This window comes from Streptomyces sp. NPDC051136 (assembly GCF_044455745.1).
Classification (GTDB): domain Bacteria; phylum Actinomycetota; class Actinomycetes; order Streptomycetales; family Streptomycetaceae; genus Streptomyces.
In genome coordinates this window covers 393,657-415,332 of record NZ_JBITFE010000006.1, presented here as the reverse complement: position 1 = coordinate 415,332, position 21,676 = coordinate 393,657, and the positions used below count along the sequence as shown (strand labels likewise).

The following is a 21,676-nucleotide window of genomic DNA, read 5'->3' as shown; positions in this document are numbered from 1 at the left end:
TCTTCGCACACCTTCGCAAATATCCGCGTGATCGGAGCAGGGTGCCTCGGGGAGCGGAATCGCCCCCCGATCCTCACAGGGCGCCCACATCGTTATTCAGCGGTGTCCTTCCAGGGTCGAATCCGGACCGCGGGGTGACGTAAGTTCAGATCCATGTGATTCGCGTGAGCAAAGCTACGCGCGTGGCACCGCGCAGTGGAGGGGGCTGCGCGGTGCCGGGTCAAGTCGGAGTGCGCCGTCGGCGTCACCCGGACGGGGGAGGCGTCACCCCGCTCCGCGCGTGCCCGGCGCCGATCCGGCCGGCGGTCGGACCGCACCTTCCGCCACTCCGTCCACCCGCGAATCGGGCGCTCACCCGGGGTTCACCGCGTTCCGGCCATGATTCAGGGCGGAATGGGGGCGTCCGGGCCATCCGGGCGTCGCCGGACGACTCCGGAGAGTAGTTGTGGCACGCCGATGCACGCAGCATCACTTACGAAGGGTTATGGTGGAACCCCCCCCTCGGGCCGGTCCGTCTCCCCCCCCACGGACCGGCCCGTTTTTCTGTCCCGCCTCCAGGACACTCCTCCGCCCCCCTGACCCTGGTGCGCCCGTAACGAGGAGTTCACCGGTGCGCCGCCCCGGGGCGTGGCATGGCGGCGCTCGTTCCAGGGCATAAGGCAAGCAGGTCGACGCCCGAACCACGGGTGTCGGATCTCAGCGGACGGCACGGAGCCGTCCGCCCGGGAGGCCCTTTGCACCAGCCCCACCGTGCGGTCACGGCACGGAAGACGCGGCGGAGGGCCGGTCCACGGCCCGCGCCAGTGCAGGGCGGCCTGGAGGACCTGCCTGACGGCTTCCGTCCGGCAGGCCCTGGACCGGTCGGCTCGTTCCCGCCCTCCGAGTGCGGCTCGTTCCCGCTCTCCCGGCGCGGCTCGTTCCCGCCCTCCCGGCCCAGCGTCCACTCCGTCGCTCCCCGACCTCTTCCGAGGGGGTACGTCCTTCCGTGGTGACCAGCACAAAGCGCCACAAGCCCGATAGGCGCACCTACGTTCTCGACACCAGCGTCCTGCTGGCCGACCCGAACGCCCTGAGCCGCTTCGACGAGCACGAGGTCGTGCTCCCCATCGTCGTGGTGACGGAGTTGGAGGCCAAACGGCACCATCCCGAACTGGGCTACTTCGCCCGGCAGGCCCTGCGCCTGCTCGACGAGTTCCGGGTACGGCACGGTCGCCTCGACGCCCCCATCCCGATCGGGGACCTCGGCGGCACCGTCCGTGTCGAGCTCAACCACTCGGACCCCAGCGTGCTGCCCACCGGCTACCGCCTGGGGGACAACGACTCCCGCATCCTCGCGGTCGCCCGCAACCTGCAGGCGGAGGGCTTCGACGTCACCGTCGTCTCGAAGGACCTCCCGCTCAGGATCAAGGCGTCCTCCGTCGGACTCCTCGCCGAGGAGTACCGCGCCGAGCTGGCCATCACGGACGCCTCGGGCTGGACCGGGATGTCCGAACTCACCCTTCCGGGCGAGCAGGTGGACGTGCTCTTCGAGGAAGGGCACATCCACGTCCCCGAGGCCGCCGCGCTGCCCGTGCACACCGGGCTGACGATTCAGTCCGAGCGCGGCAAGGCCCTCGGCCGGGTCACGCCCGACGGCGACGTCCGGCTGGTGCGCGGCGACCGGGAGGCGTTCGGCATCAAGGGCCGCAGCGCGGAGCAGCGGATCGCGCTCGACCTGCTGCTCGACCCGGACGTCGGCATCGTGTCGATGGGCGGCCGGGCCGGCACCGGCAAGTCGGCGCTCGCGCTCTGCGCCGGTCTGGAGGCGGTCCTGGAGCGCCGGCAGCACCAGAAGGTGATGGTCTTCCGTCCTCTGTACGCGGTGGGCGGTCAGGAGCTCGGCTATCTGCCCGGCTCCGAGGCCGAGAAGATGAGCCCCTGGGCGCAGGCGGTCTTCGACACGCTGTCGGCCGTCACCAGCCGGGAGGTCATCGAGGAGGTGACCGCGCGCGGGATGCTGGAAGTCCTGCCGCTCACCCACATCAGGGGACGCTCGCTGCACGACGCCTTCGTGATCGTCGACGAGGCGCAGTCGCTCGAACGCAACGTCCTGCTGACCGTGCTGTCCCGGATCGGGGCCAACTCGCGGGTGGTCCTCACCCATGACGTGGCGCAGCGGGACAACCTGCGGGTGGGCCGGTACGACGGAGTGGTCGCCGTCGTCGAGAAGCTGAAGGGGCATCCGCTCTTCGCGCACGTCACCCTGACGCGTTCCGAGAGGTCCCAGATCGCGGCACTTGTCACCGAAATGCTGGAGGAAGGGCACATCTGACCCGGCCGCGAGCTCCGGCCCGACCAGGGTCGGTCACCCACCAGTCGGCGCCGCCCGAAAGGCCGAGAGCCTAGCCGGGCGGCGCCTCGCTGTGTGCGACTTTCCGGGAATCCCTTGGGCCAAACGAGATGTGAGCTTTCACACGCAACGCAGAATTGCCTCACCCCGTCGGGTTGCGGCAGAGTCTCATTCCTGTCAGGCCCCGCATACGACACAGCCGTACCCCCAGCGGTACAGCACCACAGAAGCACCACGCCAACTCCATAGCAGAGTCGTATGCCGCCCGAGCATCACACGGCGCCTCCCGCAGGGGAGTTGTCCACCGGGCCCGTGCCTCCCGTGACCCGTAGTTGGGGAGGTCAGTGCCAGGGGCACGATTGCGTCCGCGAGGGTCACCGAAGCGGGCGATGCTGGAAGGAAACCGTGTGAGCCGGATCTCGGTCCGGGGATTCGCAGTGGCCTCGGCCACGGCGGTCACCGCCGTCGGAAGCGTCGTCGGCGTTGCCTCGGGCAGCGTCGCGCAGAGCAACGACGACGCGGAGGCGACGGCAGCAGGCACGACCCTGCTCGCCGACATCCCCATGGGTGAGCAGGCGCAGGTGCAGACCGCGTCCCTGACGCAGCAGGCCGACGTGCAGGCCATCGCCGCGGACGCGAGCGCCAAGAAGGACGCCGAGGAGGCGGCCCGCAAGGCAGCCGCCGAGACCGCCGTGGCCAAGCAGGAGAAGGCCAAGAAGGCGGCCGCGGACGCCAAGAAGCGTGAGGCGGCGAAGGAAGCGGCCAGCCGCGACGCCGAGCGCGACGCCACCAGCTTCGCCGTCCAGAGCTCCTACAGCACCGGCCAGATTCAGGCGATGGCCCGTCAGATGGTGCCGAGCGGCCAGTTCCAGTGCTTCAGCAACATCGTGAACCACGAGTCGAGCTGGAACTACCAGGCCGTCAACGCCTCCTCCGGCGCCTACGGTCTCTTCCAGGCCCTCCCGGCCGGCAAGTACGCCTCCGCGGGCGCCGACTGGCGGACCAACCCGGCCACCCAGATCAAGTGGGGCCTCAGCTACATGAACAACCGCTACGGCAGCCCGTGCGAAGCATGGGGCTTCTGGCAGGCCAACCACTGGTACTGAGCCCGGCACCAGGCCCCTGAGCCGACCGCCGTACCCCGTCGGGACCCACGCTCAACCTCGCGCAGCCCCTCGCCGTCTCACGGTGAGGGGCTTTCGCGCTCCCGCCCTGTACGGTCGGACCGGAAGGACTCCGGGGGGAGTGGTGGGGAAAGACGGGGGAAGAGGACGGATCATGTCACGAGTGCCAGGGTGGCTCGGCCGGCTCGGTGCCGGACTGACGCAGGTGAGCGAGCGGTTGGAGCAGCGTCGCGAAGAGGCGCGCCGGCGCGACGTCGACGACGGGCCGGGGCCGGTCTCCGGTCCCGGGCGGCGGCACCCGCACGACACGCCTGACGACACGGCCGCGGGCGCGGCCGAGGAGCACCTCGACGCGCACGGCCCGGTCGCCGTCACCGACCGCCCCGACCCGGCCCTAGCCGTGCCCTGGGGAGTGCGGGTGGCCGCGGAGGCCGGATGGCGGCTGCTGGTCCTCGCGGGCACCGTGTGGGTGCTGATGCGGATCATCAGCGCCGTACAGCTGGTGGTGCTGGCGTTCGTGGCCGCGCTGCTGATCACCGCGCTGCTCCAGCCGACCGTGGCCTGGCTGCGCCGGCACGGGGTGCCCCGGGGCCCGGCCACCGCCCTGACCGCGATCCTCGGGTTCGTGGTGATGGGGCTGATCGGCTGGTTCGTCACCTGGCAGGTCATGGAGAACATCGACAACCTCTCCGACCAGGTCCAGGACGGCATCGACGAGCTGCGCAACTGGCTGCTGAACAGCCCCTTCCACGTCACCGACAAGCAGATCAACGAGATCGCCAAGAACCTGCGCGAAGCGGTCGGCGCCAACACCGACCAGATAACGTCGGCCGGACTCGAGGGCGTCACGGTCGTCGTCGAGGCGCTCACCGGCATCCTGCTGGCCGCCTTCTCGACGCTCTTCCTGCTCTACGACGGCAAGCGCATCTGGCAGTGGTCGCTGAAGCTGGTGCCCGCGGCCGCCCGGCCGGGAGTGGCCGGCGCCGGCCCCCGCGCCTGGCGGACGCTGACCGCCTACGTGCGCGGCACGGTGATCGTGGCGCTGATCGACGCCATCTTCATCGGTCTCGGCATCTACTTCCTGGACGTGCCGATGGCCGTCCCGCTGGCCGTGTTCATCTTCCTGTTCGCCTTCGTCCCGCTGGTCGGCGCCGTCGTCTCGGGCGCCCTCGCGGTCGTCGTGGCGCTGGTGACGCAGGGCATGTTCGCGGCGGTCATGACGCTCGTCGTGGTGCTGGTGGTGCAGCAGATCGAGGGCCACATCCTGCAGCCGTTCATCCTCGGGCGCGCGGTACGGGTCCATCCGCTGGCGGTGGTGCTGTCCGTGGCCGCGGGCGGCATGGTGGCCGGCATCGGCGGCGCCGTGGTCGCCGTACCGCTGGTCGCGGTGACCAACACCGTCGTGGGCTACCTGCGGGCGTACTCCCGCGAGGCCGCCCTGCGGCAGAAGCCGCGGCCGCACGGTGCCACGTCGACCGACGCCGCCCCGGCCCTCGACCGGGGCCCGGACGCCCCCGAGGCCCAGGACCCACCGGAGGCCGGTCCGCCGTCGGACGCCTCCCCGGCGTAACGGAAGGCGGTGCGGGGCACCTGTCCCTGCCGCCTGCCGCCTGCCGCCTGCCGCCTGCCGCCTGCCGCCTGCCGCCTGCCGCCTGCCGCCTGCCGCCTGCCCCAGGCACTCCGCCTCGGCCCCGCCCCGGTACGGCACGGCAACGCGAAACGGGCCCCGCCCACCTTCCGGTGAGCGGGGCCCGTGCCGCGCGTGCCGGGCGGGCGCGCGACTACTGGCCGGCCAGGACGGCCTCGGCGTCCAGCGTGACGCCGACCGCCTCGACCACGGCGGCGATCTTGAACGCCTCCTGGATCGTCTCGCGGTCGACACCGGCCTTGCGGAGCACCTGCTCGTGCGAGTCCAGGCACATGCCGCAGCCGTTGATGGCGGACACCGCGAAGGACCACAGCTCGAAGTCGACCTTGTCGACGCCCGGGTTGCCGATGACGTTCATCCGCAGGCCGGCGCGCAGGGTGCCGTACTCGTGGTCCGACAGCAGGTGCCGGGTGCGGTAGAAGACGTTGTTCATCGCCATGACGGCGGCGGCCGACTTGGCGGCCGAGTACGCCTCAGGCGTGAGGTTCGCCTTCGCCTCCGGCTCCAGCTCGCGCAGCACGATGGGGGAGCGCGAGGCGATGGCGGTCGCCAGCACGGTGCCCCACAGCTGCTGCGCCGGGAGGTCGGAGTTGCCGATGACCGAGCCCAGGTTGAGCTTCAGGTCCTTGGCGTAGTCCGGTACGGCGGACTTCAGGGAATCGAGCGACATGTCAGATCACTCCCCCGACAGCAGCGCGACCGGGTCGAGGGTCTCGTCGCCCTTGCTCCAGTTGCACGGGCAGAGCTCGTCGGTCTGGAGGGCGTCGAGGACCCGCAGGACCTCCTTGGGGTTACGGCCGACGGAGCCGGCGGTGACCATCGTGAACTGGATCTCGTTGTTCTGGTCCACGATGAAGACCGCGCGCTGCGCGAAGCCGTCCTCGCCCTCGATGCCGAGGTCACGCATGAGCTCGTGCTTCGAGTCGGCCAGCATCGGGAAGGGCAGGTCGGTCAGGTCCGGGTGGTCCTTGCGCCAGGCGTGGTGCACGAACTCGGAGTCGCCGGAGAAGCCGAGGATCTGGGCGTCACGGTCGGCGAACTCGTCGTTCAGCTTGCCGAAGGCGGCGATCTCGGTCGGGCACACGAAGGTGAAGTCCTTGGGCCACGCGAAGACGACCTTCCACTGACCCTCGTAGGTCTTGTGGTTGATCTGCTGGAACTCCTTGCCCTTCTCCAGCGAGACGCAGGCGGTCAGATCGAACTCGGGGAACTTGTCACCGACAGTGAGCACGCGCTCTCCAATAAGTGCAGCGAAGAAACACCCGCTTTGCGAGCGTTTCCCATGGGTTGGACGCTGATGATGTTGGCACAGGGTGCATTGATTAGTGAAATAGCTACACTCGGTCGAGTTGATCGGAGGTGGCTATTAGTGTCCAACAAGAAGAGGCAGCCCAGCCTCGCTCAGCTGCGGGCTTTCGACGCGGTCGCCGAGCACCTGCATTTCCGCGACGCCGCAGCGGCGATCGGCATGAGCCAGCCGGCGCTCTCGGGCGCCGTGTCCGCCCTGGAGGAGGCACTGGGTGTCACGCTCCTGGAGCGTACGACGCGCAAGGTGCTGCTCTCACCGGCGGGTGCACGGCTCGCGGTGCGGACCAAGGCGGTCCTGGCGGAGGTCGGCGCGCTGCTGGAGGAGGCGGAGGCGGTACGGGCGCCCTTCACCGGCGCGCTGCGGCTCGGCGTCATCCCGACCGTCGCGCCGTACCTCCTGCCGACGGTGCTGCGGCTGGTCCACGACCGCTATCCCGACCTCGACCTCCAGGTCCACGAGGAGCAGACCGCGAGCCTGTTGGAGGGCCTGACGTCCGGCCGCCTCGACCTGCTCCTGCTCGCGGTCCCGCTCGGTGTCCCCGGCGTCAGCGAACTGCCGCTCTTCGACGAGGACTTCGTCCTGGTCACGCCGCTCGACCACCGGCTCGGCGGCCGGGAGGGCCTCGCGCGCTCGGTGCTGCGCGAGCTGAAGCTGCTGCTGCTCGACGAGGGGCACTGCCTGCGCGACCAGGCCCTCGACATCTGCCGCGAGGCCGGCCGCGCGGACGTCCCGGCGACCACGACGGCCGCCGGACTGTCCACCCTGGTGCAGCTGGTGGCGGGCGGCCTCGGGGTGACGCTGCTGCCCCGCACCGCCGTCCGCGTGGAGACCTCCCGCTCCAGCCAGCTGCTCACCGCGTCCTTCGCCGACCCGGCGCCCACCCGCCGTGTCGCCCTGGCGATGCGCACCGGAGCGGCCCGCGCGGCGGAGTACGAGGAGCTGGCGGTGGCCCTTCGCGAGGCGATGGCGGACCTCCCGGTGCGGACGGTGCACGACTGAGCGACCGCCCGTCGGAGCGGTCGCCCGGTCACCTGCCGGTGCGGCTATTCGGTCCGCAGTCCCTCCGGCCGCATCAGCCGCAGCAGCGGCGGCAGGCTGCACAGCGTGACGACCAGGACGACCGCCGCGCCGATGCCGGTCATGGACAGGACGCCGGTCCAGTCGACGTGGACCGGGGTGTTCGTCATCTTCAGCAGCACCGTGCCCAGTGTCAGGCCCACCGCGGAGGCGAGCAGCAGGCCGAGCACGATGGGGATCGCCGTCTGCCACAGCACCGACAGGCTGAGCGTGCGACGGCGGGTGCCGAAGGCGACCAGGGCGGACAGCAGTTTCTTCCGCTCGCGCAGCTGCTCCAGCTGCGAGACCAGCAGACTCGCGCCGATCAGCGCCAGCACACAGGCCGCCCCCACGAACAGGCCGGTGCGGACGGCGTCGAACCGGTCGGTGCGTTCGGTCTCGGCCCAGGTCACGGTGTCCGCCAGCGGGTCGATGGACGCCGTGGTGTTCCGTACCAGGTCGTGCACGTCCGGCACCGACTCGTCCAGCCGGAGGTAGGCGTGCCCGTCCAGCGCCGGCACGAGCGCGTCCGGCATCGCCTCCCGCGTCATCAGGAACCCGCCCCGGTCGGTCCCGGCCAGCAGACCGGTACGCGGCTTCGCGGCCTTGACGCCCTCCGGCATCGTCCAGGGGACCGCCGGACGCTTCGGGCCGCCCTCGTAGGACGGGTCCGCGTAGAGCTTCCGGCCCGGCACGGCCAGCTTCGTCACGTCCTCGTCGCCGTCCCACTCGGCGCCGTGGACGACGAACACGTCCCCTTCGGCGCACGAGGGCAGGCGGGCGATCTCCCGCAGCGCGGTGCAGTCGCCCACAGTCAGCGTCGTGCCGTTGTTGGGGTCCTGGGGGCGGTCGCCCAGCCAGCCCTCGGAGTAGCCGAAGACCTCCTTCACGCCCTTGGTGTCGCGGAACTTCCCGGCCGCCCGGTCCGTCGGGGTCCCGCTCGGGAAGGTCGCCTCCATCTGCGCCCACGACACGTCCTGCCCGGTGGACTTGGTGTAGTCGTCGTCCACGCCGGCGAACAGCATCTGAAGCGCGATCGCCCCGGCGACCGCCACCGCGATGCCGTTGACCATCCGGGCCGCCGTACCGCTGCTCAGCTGCAGCCTGCGCACGGCCAGCTGCCAGGCCACACCGCCGGAGCCGAGCCGCGCGACGACGCTCTCCACGACCCACGGCAGCAGCGCGGTCACGCCCACCAGGAGCAGGATCACACCGCCGGTCACCAGGTACTGGTTGAAATCGCCGTTCTCGCGCCCGTTGCCGATCATCGGGTAGAGCATCGCCAGTCCGGCCAGCGGCAGGATCAGCCGCCACCACAGCCGGCGCCGGGCGGGCCGGCCCGCGCGCACCACGCCGAGCGGCTCGATGACGACCCCGCGCAGCGCGAACAGCGTCACCAGCACCGCGGCCGCCGGCACCGCCACGGCGACCAGCAGGGCCAGCACCGGGGAGGGGTTCAGGTAGCTGGGGAACACGCTGATGCGGAACACCTCGGCGTTGCCCGCCAGTTGCCGCCCGACCATGAAGAACCCGGCGCCGAAGACCAGCCCGAGGACCGCGCCGGCCAGGGCCTCACCGGCGGCGATGCGCCGGGTCATGCGGCTGTCGGAGCCCACCAGGCGCAGCGCCGCGAGCCGCCGGTCCCGCCGCTCGCCGCCGAAGCGCACGGCTGCGGCGATGAACACCGCGACCGGCATCAGCAGCACCACGAAGACGACGAGGATCAGCAGGAGCAGCACCGGGTCGGACTGCTGCTCCCCGGGCTTCGGGTCGCCGAAGCGGTCGATGCGCTCGATCCGGCCCGCGGTGATGTGCTCCGCGAGTCCTTCCGCGCCCTGGTAGTAGGCGAGTTCGGCCGAGCCGATCAGCCCTTCCTCCGCGATGGTGCCGACGATCCGGTCCGGCAGCCGCTCGCGCAGCAGCGCCCCGGAGTCCGAGTCCAGCAGCTCCTTCAGCGCGGGTGAGACCACCATCTCGCCCACCGCGGGGAACTTCTCCACCCCGGGCGGCAGCGGTGCCCGCGGCCCCTCGGGCTCCAGGGCCCGGCCGCGGACGTCGTCGTCGCGGAAGTCCTCGTCGACGTGGGCGACCACGAGCGTGTCGTCCGCCTTCGGCATCGGATCGATGGCGAAGGTGATGTCGGAGCGCGCCGCCTCCCGGTCGTGCCGGACGGTGAGCGCGTTCGGCAGGGCCGTCGTCAGCAGCAGCAGGGCCACGCCGAGCCCGACGCCGACGGCCGTCAGCACGGCCCGGGTCCAGCCCTCCCGGCCCCCGGTGAAGGCGAAGCGGACGCCCAGCATCAGGTCCGCGGCCCACTGGCGCACGTTCATACGACGCGCTCCATGTCCCGGGACTTGCCGTCGCGTACGACGATCTCGCGGTCGGAGTAGGCGGCCACCCGTGCCTCGTGCGTGACCAGCACGACGGCGGCGTTGGTGGAACGGGCCGCGTCGGTCAGCAGCTCCATCACGCGCTCCCCGTTGAGGGAGTCCAGCGCGCCGGTCGGCTCGTCGGCGAAGAGCACCCGGGGGCTCGTGACCAGCGAGCGCGCCACCGCGACCCGCTGCCCCTGGCCGCCGGAGACCTCGCCGGGCCGCTTCTTCCTGAGGTCGTCGACCTCCAGCCGCTCCATCCAGGTCAGCGCGGTCCGCTCGGCCTCCTTGCGGGAGGTGCCGTTCAGGCGCAGCGGGAGGGCGACGTTCTCGACGCAGGTCAGCTCCGGCACCAGCTGGCCGAACTGGAACACGAAACCGAAGTCCGAGCGGCGCAGCGCACTGCGCCGGGCGTCGGACATCGCGGACAGCTCACTCCCGTTGTACGTGATCGTCCCCGAGTCGGGCGTCACGATGCCGGCGAGGCAGTGCAGCAGCGTCGACTTGCCGGACCCGGAGGGGCCCATGACGGCGACGACCTCGCCGGGGTGGATGGAGAACTCCGCGTCGTCGAGGGCGAGGGTCGGGCCGTAGGCCTTGCGGAGGGACTCGGCCGACAGCAGGGAACCTGCGGGAGGAGTCATCGGGTCACCGCCTCACGGAGCTTGTCGAGGCGCGCGGCGGTCAGTTCCAGCCAGCGCAGGTCGGCCTCGAGGTGGAAGAGGGCGTGGTCGCAGATGAGCTGGTCCGCGAGGTCGCCCTTGCGCTTGCGGTCGGTGAGGATGCGCATGCTGCGCAGGTGCTCCGAACGCTGGGTGTCGAGGATGTCGGCGGCGTCGCGGTGGGTGAGCAGCGCGAGGACGACCTTGGTGTACAGCGTCGACTGGAGGTACGGCTCGGGTTTCTCCGGCGTGGCGAGCCACTGCTGTACGTCGGTGATCCCCTCGTCGGTGATCGCGTACCGCTTGCGCTCGGGACCGCCGCCCGCCTCGATGCCGTCGACCACCACGAGGCCGTTCTTCAGCAGGCGGGACATCGTCGAGTAGACCTGGCCGTAGTGCAGCGGCCGGTCGTGACCGAACTTCTCGTCGAAGGCGCGCTTGAGGTCGTAACCGTGGCGCGGACCGGACTCCAGGAGCCCCAGGAGGGTGTGACCGATGGACATGACGAGCACTCTACACACGGTGTATACGCGCTATGTATACGCACCGTGCAGAGGCCGTGGCGGCCGGTGCAGGGAGGGGGCGGCGCCGCAGGTCGGGGCCGATTGTCACGGTTCCGCTACGGCGGGGGCGGCGCCTCGCGGAGCGCCCCCGCCCAGCCGTCAGGACGGCGGCGCGTTGTCGGGTCCGCCGCTCCTCGGCGGGCGGCCCCGGCGCGGCAGCGGCCCGGTGTCACCGGGCAGCCGGCCCGCCTCGGCCAGGGCCCGGCGGAGCAGGAACTCGATCTGGGCGTTGGCCGAGCGCAGCTCGTCGCCCGCCCAGCGGGCCAGTGCCTCGTACACGTGCGGGTCCAGCCGCAGCAGCACCTGCTTGCGCTGCTGCGGCCGGCGCTTGGGGGCCGGGCCCTCGGGCGCGGAGTCCCCGGACGGCGCGGAACCCTCGGACGGGGGTGTCACTGGTAGAGCGTCCCCGTGTTCAGGACCGGCTGGGCGGCGCGGTCCCCGCAGAGCACGACCATCAGGTTGGACACCATGGCCGCCTTGCGCTCGTCGTCCATCTCCACGATGCCCTGCTCGCTGATCCGGGCGAGCGCCGCCTCGACCATGCCGACCGCGCCGTCCACGATCTGGCGCCGGGCCGCGACCACCGCGCCGGCCTGCTGCCGCTGGAGCATCGCCGAGGCGATCTCCGGCGCGTAGGCGAGGTGGGTGAAGCGGGACTCGATGATCTGCACGCCGGCCGCCTCCACGCGCGCGTGCAGTTCGACGGCGAGCTTCTCGGTGATCTCCTCGGCGTTGCCGCGCAGCGAGAGGCCGTCCTCGTCGTGGGCGTCGTAGGGGTACTCGATGGCGATGTGCCGCACGGCGGCCTCGGTCTGGGTGGAGACGAACTCGATGTAGTCGTCCACCTCGAAGGTGGCCTGCGCGGTGTCCTCCACCCGCCACACCACGACCGCCGCCAGCTCGATGGGGTTGCCGTAGGCGTCGTTGACCTTCAGGACGGCCGTCTCGTGGTTGCGCACCCGCGTCGAGATCTTGGTGCGGGAGGTGAAGGGGTTGACCCAGCGCAGGCCGTCCTGGCGGATCGTGCCCCGGTACCGCCCGAAGAGCTGCACCACGCGGGCCTCGCCCGGCGCGACCATGTTCAGCCCGCACATCGCGAGGAACGCGGCCAGGGCGATCAGGATGCCCCCGATGATCAGCCCGGCCTTGCCGCCGGCCGAGTCGACCGCCGTGGCGGTGACGACCAGGCCCGCTCCGACGAGCAGCCCGACCAGACCGAGCAGCAGCGCGAAACCGCCGCCGATGCTGTGCGCCTGCTGCTCCCGTACCCGGGGCGCCGGCATTTCGGGCACATCCGCGGTGACCTGCGGGGCATCGTGCGTGGACATGGGTGTCCCCCGTTCTCGCCGGGCGGGCCAGGGCGCGCCGCGGCATCTGTGTGTTCGTCTATCGCTTGTCTAGCTAAGTGATATCACTTTACCGCGGAATCACAACCCTGAACCCCTCTCGTACGTCGGTTCCTGTGGAGCGGGTGCTGATTCTCACGTCCGTACAAGGCCGGATCAGTTGCCGTTTGTCATATCTCCCGGTGTTAGCTTTCTGAGCTGACCTGAGCGACGAACCTGTGTGACACGTGAGCGAGACGTGCCCACAGATGACCGAAGCGGAGCGGATCGGACCCATGGGACGAGCGGAAGAGAGAAGAGCGCGGCAGCGCGGTGGACGCCGCGCGGCGCCGAAACGCCGCCGTTCGTCGACCGCGGGCGGTGCCGCGGGCGGCAAGAGCCGCATACGCCGGCTGTTCACCTGGAAGAAGATCCTCGGCACCTTCTTCGGCCTCTGCCTGCTCGGCATGGGCGCCTTCATCGTGCTGTACATGATGATCGACATCCCCGAGGGCAACCCCGAGGCGGAGCTGCAGAGCAACGTCTACAAGTACAGCGACGGCAGCGTCATGGCCCGCACCGGCGACCGCAACCGCGAGATCGTCGACCTCGCCAAGATCCCCAAGGACGTCCAGCGCACCTTCGTCGCCGCCGAGAACAAGACGTTCTACAACGACGCCGGCGTCGACCTGAAGGGCACCGCGCGCGGTGTGCTCAACACCCTCTCCGGCAAGGGCGCCCAGGGCGGTTCGACGATCACCCAGCAGTACGTCAAGAACTACTACCTGACCCAGGAACAGACGGTCTCGCGCAAGCTGAAGGAACTGGTCATCTCCCTGAAGCTGGACCGGGAGAAGTCCAAGGACTACATCCTGGCCGGCTACATCAACACCAGCTACTACGGCCGCGGCGCCTACGGCATCCAGGCCGCCGCCCAGGCCTACTACCGGGTCGACGCCGAGGACCTCACCGTCGAGCAGGGCGCCTACCTCGCGGCCCTGCTCCAGGCCCCGAACCAGTACGACTGGGCGATCGCCAGCGAGACCGGCAAGAAGCTCGTCCAGCAGCGCTGGAACTACGTCCTGGACAACATGGTCGAGCAGAAGTGGCTGGGCGCGGGCGACCGGCAGGGCATGAAGTTCCCGGAGCCCAAGGAGCCCAAGGCCGCCGCCGGCAAGGAGGGCCAGGTCGGCTACCTGGTCGACGCGGCCGACCACGCGCTCAGGAAGCAGCTCGTCGCCCAGGGCGCCGCCGAGGACATGGAGCAGGCCAAGGCCCTGGTGGACCTCGGCGGCTACACCGTCACCCTCAACATCGACAAGAAGAAGCAGGCCGCGCTGGAGAAGGCGGTCAAGGAGAAGCTCACCGGCAAGCTGGACCCCGACAAGCGCAAGGTCGACGCGGACGTCCAGGCCGGAGCCGTCTCGGTCGACCCGAAGACGGGCTCCGTCGTGGCGATGTACGGCGGCGTGAACTACCTGAAGCACTACACCAACAACGCCACCCGCGACGACTACCAGCCCGCCTCCACCTTCAAGCCGGTGATCCTCGCCGCCGCCGTCGACCACGACGCCGAGACCCAGGACGGCGTGCCGATCACGGCCAACACCCTCTACGACGGCGACAGCGAACGCCCCGTGATGGACGGCGACCAGAAGGTCGGCTTCGCCCCGCCCAACGAGGACGACCGGGACTACGGCGAGATCGACGTCCAGGAGGCGATGAACAAGTCCGTCAACTCCGTCTTCGCGCAGATGGGCACCGACGTCGGCATGTCCGAGGTCATGAAGGTCGCCGCCGACCTCGGCATGGACACCGAGGGCGAGCAGGCCGTGCCCGCGCAGACCCTGGGCAGCATGGGCGCCAGCCCCCTGGAGATGGCCGGCGTCTACGCCACCTTCGACAACCACGGCAAGAAGGTCACCCCGGCGATCGTGAAGGCGGTCGAGCACAAGGACCGCACGATCGAGATGCCCGACCCCGTGGGTGAGAACGTCATCAGCCGGGAAGCCGCGGACACCGTGACCTCCGTGCTGACCGGCGTGGTCGACGACGGTACGGCCAAGACGTCCGTGCGGGAGAACCCGCTGCGCGACGGTCAGCAGGTGGCCGGCAAGACCGGTACGTCCGACAACAACAAGTCGGCCTGGTTCACCGGCTTCACCCCCGGCCTGGTCACCTCGGTCGGCCTGTTCGGCGAGGACGACACGCCCCCGCACAAGCAGGTCCCCATGTACAAGGCGGCCGGCGTGGACTACCGCGTCAACGGCGGCGGCCCCCCGGCGGAGATCTGGTCCGCGTACACCTTCGGCGTCATGGACGAAGTGACCAAGTTCGAACTGGAGACCAAGCAGGGCGCCGCGGTCAAGCCCAGCAAGTCGCCGACGGTCTCCGAGTCGCCGAGCAAGTCGCCCTCGCAGGAGGAGACGAGCGAGGAGCCGCCGCCGTCCGACGACCCGACGACCAAGGCGCCGCCGTCCAGCGATCCGACGACCGAGGAACCGCCCGAGTCGCCGTCCCAGTCGCCGTCGAACAGCGCGTCCAGCGGCGAGACACCGCCCGACGGCGGCGGCTCCACCGAGTCGGGGGAACCCGACTTCCCCGGCGCGGACCTGGTGCCGTAGACCGCCGACGACCACTCCACGCGCGAAGGGGCGCCCGGTGCTCACCGGGCGCCCCTTCGCCCTTCGCTGCTCCCGCGCGCCTCCGCCTCAGCCGCGGTTCAGCTCGAACCACACCACCTTGCCGGTGCTCAGCCGGGTCGCGCCCCAGCGCCGGGCCAGCCGGTTCACCAGGTACAGCCCACGCCCGCCCTCGTCGGTCGCCCGCGCCTGCCGCAGCCGGGGCAGCTGCGGCACGTCGTCGCCGACCTCGCAGCGCAGCACGTCGGTGCGCAGCAGCCGCAGCGTGACCGGCTTCGACGCGTAGCGCACCGCGTTGGTCACGACCTCGCTGACGAGCAGCTCCACGGAGTCCGTGAGGTCCTCCATGCCCCAGCGGGCGAGCGCCCGCCGGGCCAGACGCCGCGCCTTTCCGGGAGCCGCGTCCTCGGGATCGAGGAACCAGTACGCCACGTCGCTGGGCGCGATGCCGTCGAAGCGGGCGGCGAGCAGCGCGATGTCGTCGTCCCGGTCGCCCGGGCCGAGCATGTCCAGCACCTCGTCGCACAGGGCTTCCAGGGGCGGCGGATGGTCGGGACCGGTCAGCTGCGCGGTCGCCGCCAGCCGCTCCCGCAGCTGCTCTATGCCGGTCCACACGTCCCGCAGCCGGGACTCGACGAGCCCGTCCGTGTACAGGAGCAGGGTCGCGCCGGCCGGGGCGTCCAGCTCCACGGCCTCGAAGTCCACGCCGCCCACCCCGATCGGGGCGCCGGCCGGCACCCGCAGCACCTCGGCGTGGCCGCCCAGGTGCAGCAGGACGGGCGGCGGATGCCCGGCGTTGGCGACGGTGATGCGGTGCGAGACCGGGTCGTACACCGCGTACAGGCAGGTCGCCATGCGGTCGGTGCCCAGGCGCTGGGCCTGCTCGTCCAGGTGGTGCAGCACCTCCTGCGGCGGCAGGTCGAGCCCGGCCAGGGTCTGCGCGGTGGTCCGCAGCTGACCCATGATGGCCGCCGACGTCATGGAGTGGCCCATCACGTCCCCGACGACCAGCGCGACCCGGCTGCCGGGCAGCGGGATGGCGTCGTACCAGTCGCCGCCCACCCGCGCCGTCTCGGCGGCCGGGAGATAGCGGGAGGCCAGCCGCACGCCGGTGCAGCGCGGCAGGTTCTCCGGGAGCATCGTGCGCTGCAACTCGTCGGCGATGTACGCCTCACGCCCGTACAGCACCGCCTTGTCGATGCCGAGCGCGCTGTGCGTGGCGAGCTGCGCGGCCACCAGCAGGTCGTCGGCCTCGAAGGCGACGCGCTCCGGGCCGCGCAGGAACAGCGCGGCGCCGATCACCCGGCGCCGGCCGCGCAGCGGCGCGAGGATCGCCCTGCGGCCGTCGGGCAGCGCGAAGTCGCGGTCCTCGCCCAGCAGTTCCGGCAGTGCGGCGCGGGCGGCGGGCGCGTCCGTGAACACCGGGCGCACCCCGCGCAGCACCTCGGCCAGCGCACTGCCCGGCCGCACCTCGCACAGCTCGGCGCCGACCGTCTCCAGCTCGGACGGCTCGGGCGGGGCCGCGGGCGTGAAGGCCCCCTCGGTGTCCCGCTCGGCCGGTATCCGGTCGGTGCGCCGCAACCGCAGCACCAGCGGGCCGGTGGGGCGCTCGTCGCCGACCGGCAGCGGCTCGCGCAGATAGACGAGGATGGCGTCCGCGAACGTCGGCACGGTGGCCCGGCACAACCCCATCACGATCTCGTCGAGGTCCATGCCGCGGGCGATCCGCCGGGTCGCGGCCCCGACGAAGCGCAGCCGGTCGCCGTCCCGCCGCATGGGCGTGGGCTGCCCCGGCGCGGTGGGCTGCCCGGTACGCCGGTCCTGCTCCGGCGGCGCCCCGCGCCGGACCGCGGCGCCGGCCGGTGCCCCGGAGCCGGACCGCAGCAGTCCGGCCCGCCCGCCGCCGCCCGGGGAGACGCCGTCCGAGGGGGAGTCGCCGGGGTCCGCACCGCTCGGCGGCGCGCCGCCCTGCCGCCCGCCGTCCGGCTGGACCGGGACGCCCTCGGCCACGGGCCGCGGACGGTGCGCGTCGGACTCGGCGGCGTGCTCGGCGCCCGGCTGGGCGTGCTCGAAGGTCCCCGGGGCGTCCGCGCCCGCGCCGGGCGGCGGATCCCCGGCGGGCCCCTGGGCCGGTAACGCGGACCCGGAGGCGCCCGGCGCCCCGGGGGCACGCAGGAGCGCCCCGCGGGGATCCGTGGGGTCCGCGCCCGTCGTGGGGCGGTCGAAGGAGGTCGGGTGCTCCGTCACGCGTGTCGAATCCATCCGTCCGGGACTGCGCGCGTCGCGTGCAGTTCGTCCCGCAGAAATCCCGATACCCGCAATCCGTGCCCACGGAACGGGATTCCCGCGTGGTCAGAGGCAGTTCCTGTGTCACCGGCGGACCGTCTGCGGCCCGTCTCCGTGTTGCCCTCGTACCCCTCGCTCACGTCCTGCCGCCCCTCGGTGACGATCGGTCAAGCACAGTGCACACTCCGCAGGTTGCCGCTGCCGCGCTCGTTGCGGAGGACGATCCTACGTTTCCTGCCGGGGGGCACTTCAAGGGTCTCACGAGGAGACGTGCGCGGGCGTGCGATCCCAGTCGGCCGGCAGGGGCGGTACCGGCCACGCCGGATCGGGCCGCCAGTCCTCCCAGCCGTCGGCGAACGGCGAACCCCAGGCACGGATCTCCGCGACCGCGGCGCGGCCCGCCCGGCGCACCCGCTCGGCCTGCGCCGGGTCCATCAGCCGGTCCCGCTGCGCCTGCGCGAACTCGTCCTCGTCCCGCCAGTGCCAGGTACGGTCCGGGTGCACGGAGATGTCCAGGAAGTGGTCCTCGGAGTCGACCCCGCCCTCCCACCGGGTCAGCGGCTGCTCCAGGTTCACGTACCAGTTCTTGAACCGCCAGCCCGGGTCCCAGAACAGCCACACCGACCAGGCCTCACCGGGCCGCGCCAGCTTCAGCACGCCCGTGCCGAACCACCGGTCGCGCTGCACCGTGCGCGGCTTGGTGTAGCGCGAGGCCAGCGGCTCCAGGTGCACGGGAGTGCCGTCGACGAGGACCGGCTTCACGCACTCGGTGCCGGGCGCCAGCCACACGGCGAGCAGTTCGGCGTCGTCCCGCACCACGGTGACCGGACGGGCGATGTGCACGTGCGGACCGCCGTTCTCCCGGTACCGCCACAGGATCCGGCTGCCGGGCGCCCAGAAGTCCACCGGGCCCGCCGGACCGTCCGCTCCCCGTCCCGCCGTCGCGCTCACCGCTTCACCGTCTGTCATGCGGAGATATTAGGTGCCGTGGCCACGCGGCGCGCCGCCGATCGCCGCAGCGCCCACCGGTCCCCGCCCCGGGCCCGGCCGGCGACCCTCACGGACGGGTCATCCGCAGCACGTCCAGCGCCTCGTCCAGCTGCTCGTGCGTGAGGTCGCCGCGGTCGACGTACCCGCCCTCCAGGACGACCTGACGGATCGTCTTCCGCTCGGCCAGCGCCTTCTTGGCGACCCTGGCGGCCTCCTCGTACCCGATGTACTTGTTGAGCGGCGTGACGACGGAGGGGGACGACTCGGCGTACTCGCGGGCCCGCTCGCGGTGCGCGACGATGCCGTCCACGGTCCGGTCGGCCAGCAGCCGGGAGACGTTGGCCAGCAGCCGCACCGACTCCAGCACGTTCTTGGCGATGACCGGCAGCATCACGTTCAGCTCGAAGTTGCCGGCCGCTCCGGCGGCGGCGACCGTCGCGTCGTTGCCGGTGACCTGGGCGGCGACCATGAGGACCGCCTCGGGGATCACCGGGTTGACCTTGCCGGGCATGATGGACGACCCGGGCTGGAGGTCGGGGAGCGCGATCTCCGCGAGTCCGGTGCGCGGCCCGGACGCCATCCACCGCAGGTCGTTGGCGATCTTCGTCAGGCCGACGCCGATGGTCCGCAGCTGTCCGCTCGTCTCGACGATGCCGTCCCGGGCGCCCTGCGCCTCGAAGTGGTCGCGCGCCTCGGTCAGCGGCAGCCCGGTCACCCGGGCCACCTCCTCGATGACGGCGGCGGAGAAACCGGGCGGGGTGTTGATGCCGGTGCCGACGGCGGTGCCGCCCAGCGGCAGCTCGGCGAGGCGGGGGAGCGACGCCTCCAGCCGCTCGATGCCGTACCGCACCTGGGCGGCGTACCCGCCGAACTCCTGGCCCAGCGTGACCGGCGTGGCGTCCATCAGGTGCGTACGCCCCGACTTCACCACGTCGGCGAACTCCGCCGCCTTGCGCTCCAGGGCGCCGGCGAGGTGGTCGAGGGCCGGGACCAGGTCCCGGGTGACGGCGGCGGTCGCGGCGATGTGGATCGAGGACGGGAAGACGTCGTTGGACGACTGGGAGGCGTTGACGTGGTCGTTGGGGTGCACGTCACGGCCGAGCCGCTCACCGGCCAGGGTGGCGATGACCTCGTTGGCGTTCATGTTGGACGAGGTCCCCGACCCCGTTTGGAACACGTCGACGGGGAAGTGCTCGTCCCACTTCCCCTCGGCGACCTCGCCGGCCGCCTCCCGGATCGCGGCGGCGACGTCCTGGTCGAGCACGCCCAGCTCGGCGTTGACCTTGGCGGCCGCGCCCTTGATCCGCGCGAGCGCCTCGATGTGCGCGCGCTCGATGCGCTGCCCGGAGACGGGGAAGTTCTCCACCGCACGCTGCGTCTGCGCCCGCCACTTGGCGTGGGCGGGGACCCGGACCTCGCCCATGGAGTCGTGCTCGACCCGGTAGTCGGTGTCGTCGGTTCCGCTCGTCGTCATCGTCGTACCTCCAGGAAGATCAGCACAGGGTCGGACGTACCTATTCCCCGTCCGTACGGGCCGACCCGCGCCGTACCGCCACACGCGGGCGGCCCCCACCCCGTCGCCGGGTGGGGGCCGCCTCACGCGTCGCGGGGGGTGTCAGGCCAGCCCGGGGCCCCGTACCGGGATCGTCGTGAACGTGGGTGCGGGGGCCGGGTCCTGGAAGAAGTCGTTGCCCTTGTCGTCCACGACGATGAACGCCGGGAAGTCCTCGACCTCGATCTTCCAGACCGCCTCCATGCCGAGTTCCTCGTACTCGACGACCTCGACCTTCTTGATGCAGTCCTGCGCGAGCCGGGCCGCCGGGCCGCCGATCGAGCCGAGGTAGAAGCCGCCGTGCGCGTCGCAGGCGTCGGTGACCTGCTTGCTGCGGTTGCCCTTGGCCAGCATCACCTTGGAGCCGCCCGCCGCCTGGAACTGCTCCACGTAGGAGTCCATGCGCCCGGCGGTGGTCGGGCCGAAGGAACCCGAGGCGTAGCCCTCCGGCGTCTTCGCGGGGCCCGCGTAGTACACCGGGTGGTCCTTCAGGTACTGGGGCATCTCCTCGCCCGCGTCCAGCCGCTCCTTGATCTTGGCGTGCGCGATGTCGCGGGCCACGACCAGCGGACCGGTCAGCGAGAGCCGGGTCTTGACCGGGTGCCTGGCCAGCTCGGCGAGGATCGCGTCCATCGGCTGGTTCAGGTCGATCTTCACGACGTCGCCGGACTCGTCGAGGTGCTCGTCCGTCGTCTCCGGCAGGAAGCGCGCCGGGTCGGTCTCCAGCTCCTCCAGGAAGACGCCCTCGGCGGTGATCTTCGCGACGGCCTGCCGGTCGGCCGAGCACGACACGGCGATGGCGACCGGGCAGGACGCCCCGTGCCGGGGCAGCCGCACCACGCGCACGTCGTGGCAGAAGTACTTCCCGCCGAACTGCGCGCCGATGCCGATCTTCTGGGTCAGCTCGAAGACCTTCTCCTCCAGCTCCTTGTCCCGGAAGCCGTGCCCGAGCGCCGAACCCTCGGCCGGGATCTCGTCCAGGTAGTGCGCGGAGGCGTACTTCGCGGTCTTCAGCGCGTACTCGGCCGACGTGCCGCCGACCACGATCGCCAGGTGGTACGGCGGGCAGGCGGCCGTGCCGAGCGAGCGGATCTTCTCCTCCAGGAACTTCATCATGGAGGACTCGTTCAGGACGGCCTTCGTCTCCTGGTAGAGGAAGGACTTGTTGGCCGAGCCGCCGCCCTTCGCCATGAACAGGAACTTGTAGGCGCCGCCGTCGGTCGCGTACAGCTCGATCTGGGCCGGGAGGTTGGAGCCGGTGTTCTTCTCCTCCCACATGGTGAGCGGAGCCATCTGCGAGTACCGCAGGTTCAGGTTCTGGTAGGCGTCGTAGATGCCGCGGCTGAGTGCCTCCTCGTCGCCGCCCGCCGTCAGCACGTTCTGTCCGCGCTTGCCCATGACGATCGCCGTGCCGGTGTCCTGGCACATCGGCAGCACGCCTGCCGCCGCGATGTTCGCGTTCTTCAGCAGGTCGAGCGCCACGAACTTGTCGTTGCCGGACGCCTCCGGGTCGTCGATGATGCGGCGCAGCTGCGCCAGGTGCGCCGGGCGCAGGTAGTGCTGGATGTCGTGGATCGCCTCTTCGGCCAGCTTGCGCAGCGCCTCCGGCTCCACCTTGAGGAAGGTCCGCCCGTCGGCCTCGAAGGTGGACACGCCCTCGGCGGTCACCAGCCGGTACGGAGTGGTGTCCTCACCCTGGGGGAGCAGATCGGTGTACGCGAACTCAGGCATCTCGCCCATTCCTCACTCGACATCACGCGCGGCTGGATTCCTCAGCAACGACGGCTGGCCTCCATCGGCAGCGCCAACCAGCGTAGA

General features: G+C 71.4%; 16 protein-coding genes. 5 read left to right on the top strand and 11 right to left on the bottom strand.

The features are described 5' to 3' along the window. Window positions 1-985: 985 nt before the first annotated feature. The 3 genes from ACIBCJ_RS19780 to ACIBCJ_RS19770 all read left to right on the top strand — a co-directional run bounded on the left by ACIBCJ_RS19780 (window position 986) and on the right by ACIBCJ_RS19770 (window position 5,023). Window positions 986-2,311, top strand: a complete 1,326-nt coding sequence (locus ACIBCJ_RS19780) for a PhoH family protein (RefSeq protein ID WP_362107574.1) — start codon at window positions 986-988, stop codon at window positions 2,309-2,311. Window positions 2,312-2,736: 425 nt separating this feature from the next. Further along, window positions 2,737-3,435 (top strand): transglycosylase SLT domain-containing protein, encoded by a 699-nt coding sequence (locus ACIBCJ_RS19775; protein WP_362107577.1) that lies wholly within the window; start codon window positions 2,737-2,739, stop codon window positions 3,433-3,435. A gap of 172 nt (window positions 3,436-3,607) precedes the next feature. Then, a complete protein-coding gene (locus tag ACIBCJ_RS19770) occupies window positions 3,608-5,023 on the top strand; it encodes an AI-2E family transporter (RefSeq protein ID WP_362506482.1) in 1,416 nt (471 codons plus the stop codon). Between the two features lie 211 nt (window positions 5,024-5,234). Here the strand turns inward: ACIBCJ_RS19770 and ACIBCJ_RS19765 are convergent, their stop codons facing one another. Both ACIBCJ_RS19765 and ACIBCJ_RS19760 read right to left on the bottom strand, forming a co-directional pair. After that, a complete protein-coding gene (locus ACIBCJ_RS19765; RefSeq protein ID WP_121748979.1) occupies window positions 5,235-5,771 on the bottom strand; it encodes an alkyl hydroperoxide reductase in 537 nt (178 codons plus the stop codon). 6 nt (window positions 5,772-5,777) lie between these two features. Beyond that, on the bottom strand, window positions 5,778-6,332 hold the full coding sequence (locus ACIBCJ_RS19760; RefSeq protein WP_003973945.1) for a peroxiredoxin: 555 nt from the start codon (window positions 6,330-6,332) through the stop codon (window positions 5,778-5,780). A gap of 138 nt (window positions 6,333-6,470) precedes the next feature. Here ACIBCJ_RS19760 and ACIBCJ_RS19755 point away from each other — a divergent pair, with 138 nt between their 5' ends. Continuing rightward, window positions 6,471-7,409 carry a LysR substrate-binding domain-containing protein gene (locus ACIBCJ_RS19755; RefSeq protein ID WP_362107585.1) on the top strand — a complete coding sequence of 313 codons (939 nt, stop codon included), beginning with the start codon at window positions 6,471-6,473 and terminating at the stop codon, window positions 7,407-7,409. A gap of 44 nt (window positions 7,410-7,453) precedes the next feature. On the opposite strand, the gene ACIBCJ_RS19750 is transcribed toward ACIBCJ_RS19755, so the two are convergent. The 5 genes from ACIBCJ_RS19750 to ACIBCJ_RS19730 all read right to left on the bottom strand — a co-directional run bounded on the left by ACIBCJ_RS19750 (window position 7,454) and on the right by ACIBCJ_RS19730 (window position 12,391). Further along, the gene (locus tag ACIBCJ_RS19750; RefSeq protein ID WP_362107588.1) at window positions 7,454-9,796 is read right to left on the bottom strand and encodes an FtsX-like permease family protein; all 2,343 of its coding nucleotides are present in this window, start codon (window positions 9,794-9,796) and stop codon (window positions 7,454-7,456) included. Further along, window positions 9,793-10,482, bottom strand: a complete 690-nt coding sequence (locus tag ACIBCJ_RS19745; RefSeq protein ID WP_362107591.1) for an ABC transporter ATP-binding protein — start codon at window positions 10,480-10,482, stop codon at window positions 9,793-9,795. The genes ACIBCJ_RS19750 and ACIBCJ_RS19745 overlap by 4 nt, the downstream gene beginning before the upstream one ends. Next, on the bottom strand, window positions 10,479-11,003 hold the full coding sequence (locus ACIBCJ_RS19740) for a PadR family transcriptional regulator (RefSeq protein ID WP_362107594.1): 525 nt from the start codon (window positions 11,001-11,003) through the stop codon (window positions 10,479-10,481). Before ACIBCJ_RS19740 ends, ACIBCJ_RS19745 begins: the two co-directional genes overlap by 4 nt. A gap of 159 nt (window positions 11,004-11,162) precedes the next feature. Continuing rightward, the gene (locus ACIBCJ_RS19735; protein WP_393529563.1) at window positions 11,163-11,507 is read right to left on the bottom strand and encodes a hypothetical protein; all 345 of its coding nucleotides are present in this window, start codon (window positions 11,505-11,507) and stop codon (window positions 11,163-11,165) included. Further along, window positions 11,453-12,391, bottom strand: coding sequence for an SPFH domain-containing protein (locus tag ACIBCJ_RS19730; RefSeq protein ID WP_133887148.1), 939 nt, complete (start codon window positions 12,389-12,391; stop codon window positions 11,453-11,455). The genes ACIBCJ_RS19735 and ACIBCJ_RS19730 overlap by 55 nt, the downstream gene beginning before the upstream one ends. A gap of 293 nt (window positions 12,392-12,684) precedes the next feature. On the opposite strand from ACIBCJ_RS19730, the gene ACIBCJ_RS19725 reads away from it, so the two are divergent. Continuing rightward, entirely contained in the window at window positions 12,685-15,012 is a 2,328-nt protein-coding gene (locus ACIBCJ_RS19725) for a transglycosylase domain-containing protein (protein WP_365980046.1), read from the top strand. Window positions 15,013-15,099: 87 nt separating this feature from the next. On the opposite strand, the gene ACIBCJ_RS19720 is transcribed toward ACIBCJ_RS19725, so the two are convergent. The 4 genes from ACIBCJ_RS19720 to ACIBCJ_RS19705 form a co-directional block, all read right to left on the bottom strand. After that, on the bottom strand, window positions 15,100-17,292 hold the full coding sequence (locus ACIBCJ_RS19720) for a SpoIIE family protein phosphatase (RefSeq protein WP_362107604.1): 2,193 nt from the start codon (window positions 17,290-17,292) through the stop codon (window positions 15,100-15,102). Window positions 17,293-17,574: 282 nt separating this feature from the next. Then, window positions 17,575-18,285 (bottom strand): DUF402 domain-containing protein, encoded by a 711-nt coding sequence (locus tag ACIBCJ_RS19715; RefSeq protein ID WP_365980045.1) that lies wholly within the window; start codon window positions 18,283-18,285, stop codon window positions 17,575-17,577. 88 nt (window positions 18,286-18,373) lie between these two features. Continuing rightward, complete coding sequence (locus tag ACIBCJ_RS19710; RefSeq protein ID WP_362107608.1) at window positions 18,374-19,780, bottom strand: class II fumarate hydratase; 1,407 nt, start codon at window positions 19,778-19,780, stop codon at window positions 18,374-18,376. Between the two features lie 141 nt (window positions 19,781-19,921). Continuing rightward, on the bottom strand, window positions 19,922-21,598 hold the full coding sequence (locus ACIBCJ_RS19705; protein WP_365980044.1) for a fumarate hydratase: 1,677 nt from the start codon (window positions 21,596-21,598) through the stop codon (window positions 19,922-19,924). Window positions 21,599-21,676 lie beyond the last annotated feature (78 nt).

Excerpts from the sequence above, each read along its gene's own strand:
- ACIBCJ_RS19770 (WP_362506482.1), top strand. The coding sequence starts at position 3,608 with ATGTCACGAGTGCCAGGGTGGCTCGGCCGGCTCGGTGCCGGACTGACG.
- ACIBCJ_RS19765 (WP_121748979.1), bottom strand. The coding sequence starts at position 5,771 with ATGTCGCTCGATTCCCTGAAGTCCGCCGTACCGGACTACGCCAAGGAC.
- ACIBCJ_RS19750 (WP_362107588.1), bottom strand. The coding sequence starts at position 9,796 with ATGAACGTGCGCCAGTGGGCCGCGGACCTGATGCTGGGCGTCCGCTTC.
- ACIBCJ_RS19745 (WP_362107591.1), bottom strand. The coding sequence starts at position 10,482 with ATGACTCCTCCCGCAGGTTCCCTGCTGTCGGCCGAGTCCCTCCGCAAG.
- ACIBCJ_RS19740 (WP_362107594.1), bottom strand. The coding sequence starts at position 11,003 with ATGTCCATCGGTCACACCCTCCTGGGGCTCCTGGAGTCCGGTCCGCGC.
- ACIBCJ_RS19730 (WP_133887148.1), bottom strand. The coding sequence starts at position 12,391 with ATGTCCACGCACGATGCCCCGCAGGTCACCGCGGATGTGCCCGAAATG.
- ACIBCJ_RS19725 (WP_365980046.1), top strand. The coding sequence starts at position 12,685 with ATGGGACGAGCGGAAGAGAGAAGAGCGCGGCAGCGCGGTGGACGCCGC.
- ACIBCJ_RS19720 (WP_362107604.1), bottom strand. The coding sequence starts at position 17,292 with ATGGATTCGACACGCGTGACGGAGCACCCGACCTCCTTCGACCGCCCC.
- ACIBCJ_RS19715 (WP_365980045.1), bottom strand. The coding sequence starts at position 18,285 with ATGACAGACGGTGAAGCGGTGAGCGCGACGGCGGGACGGGGAGCGGAC.
- ACIBCJ_RS19710 (WP_362107608.1), bottom strand. The coding sequence starts at position 19,780 with ATGACGACGAGCGGAACCGACGACACCGACTACCGGGTCGAGCACGAC.
- ACIBCJ_RS19705 (WP_365980044.1), bottom strand. The coding sequence starts at position 21,598 with ATGGGCGAGATGCCTGAGTTCGCGTACACCGATCTGCTCCCCCAGGGT.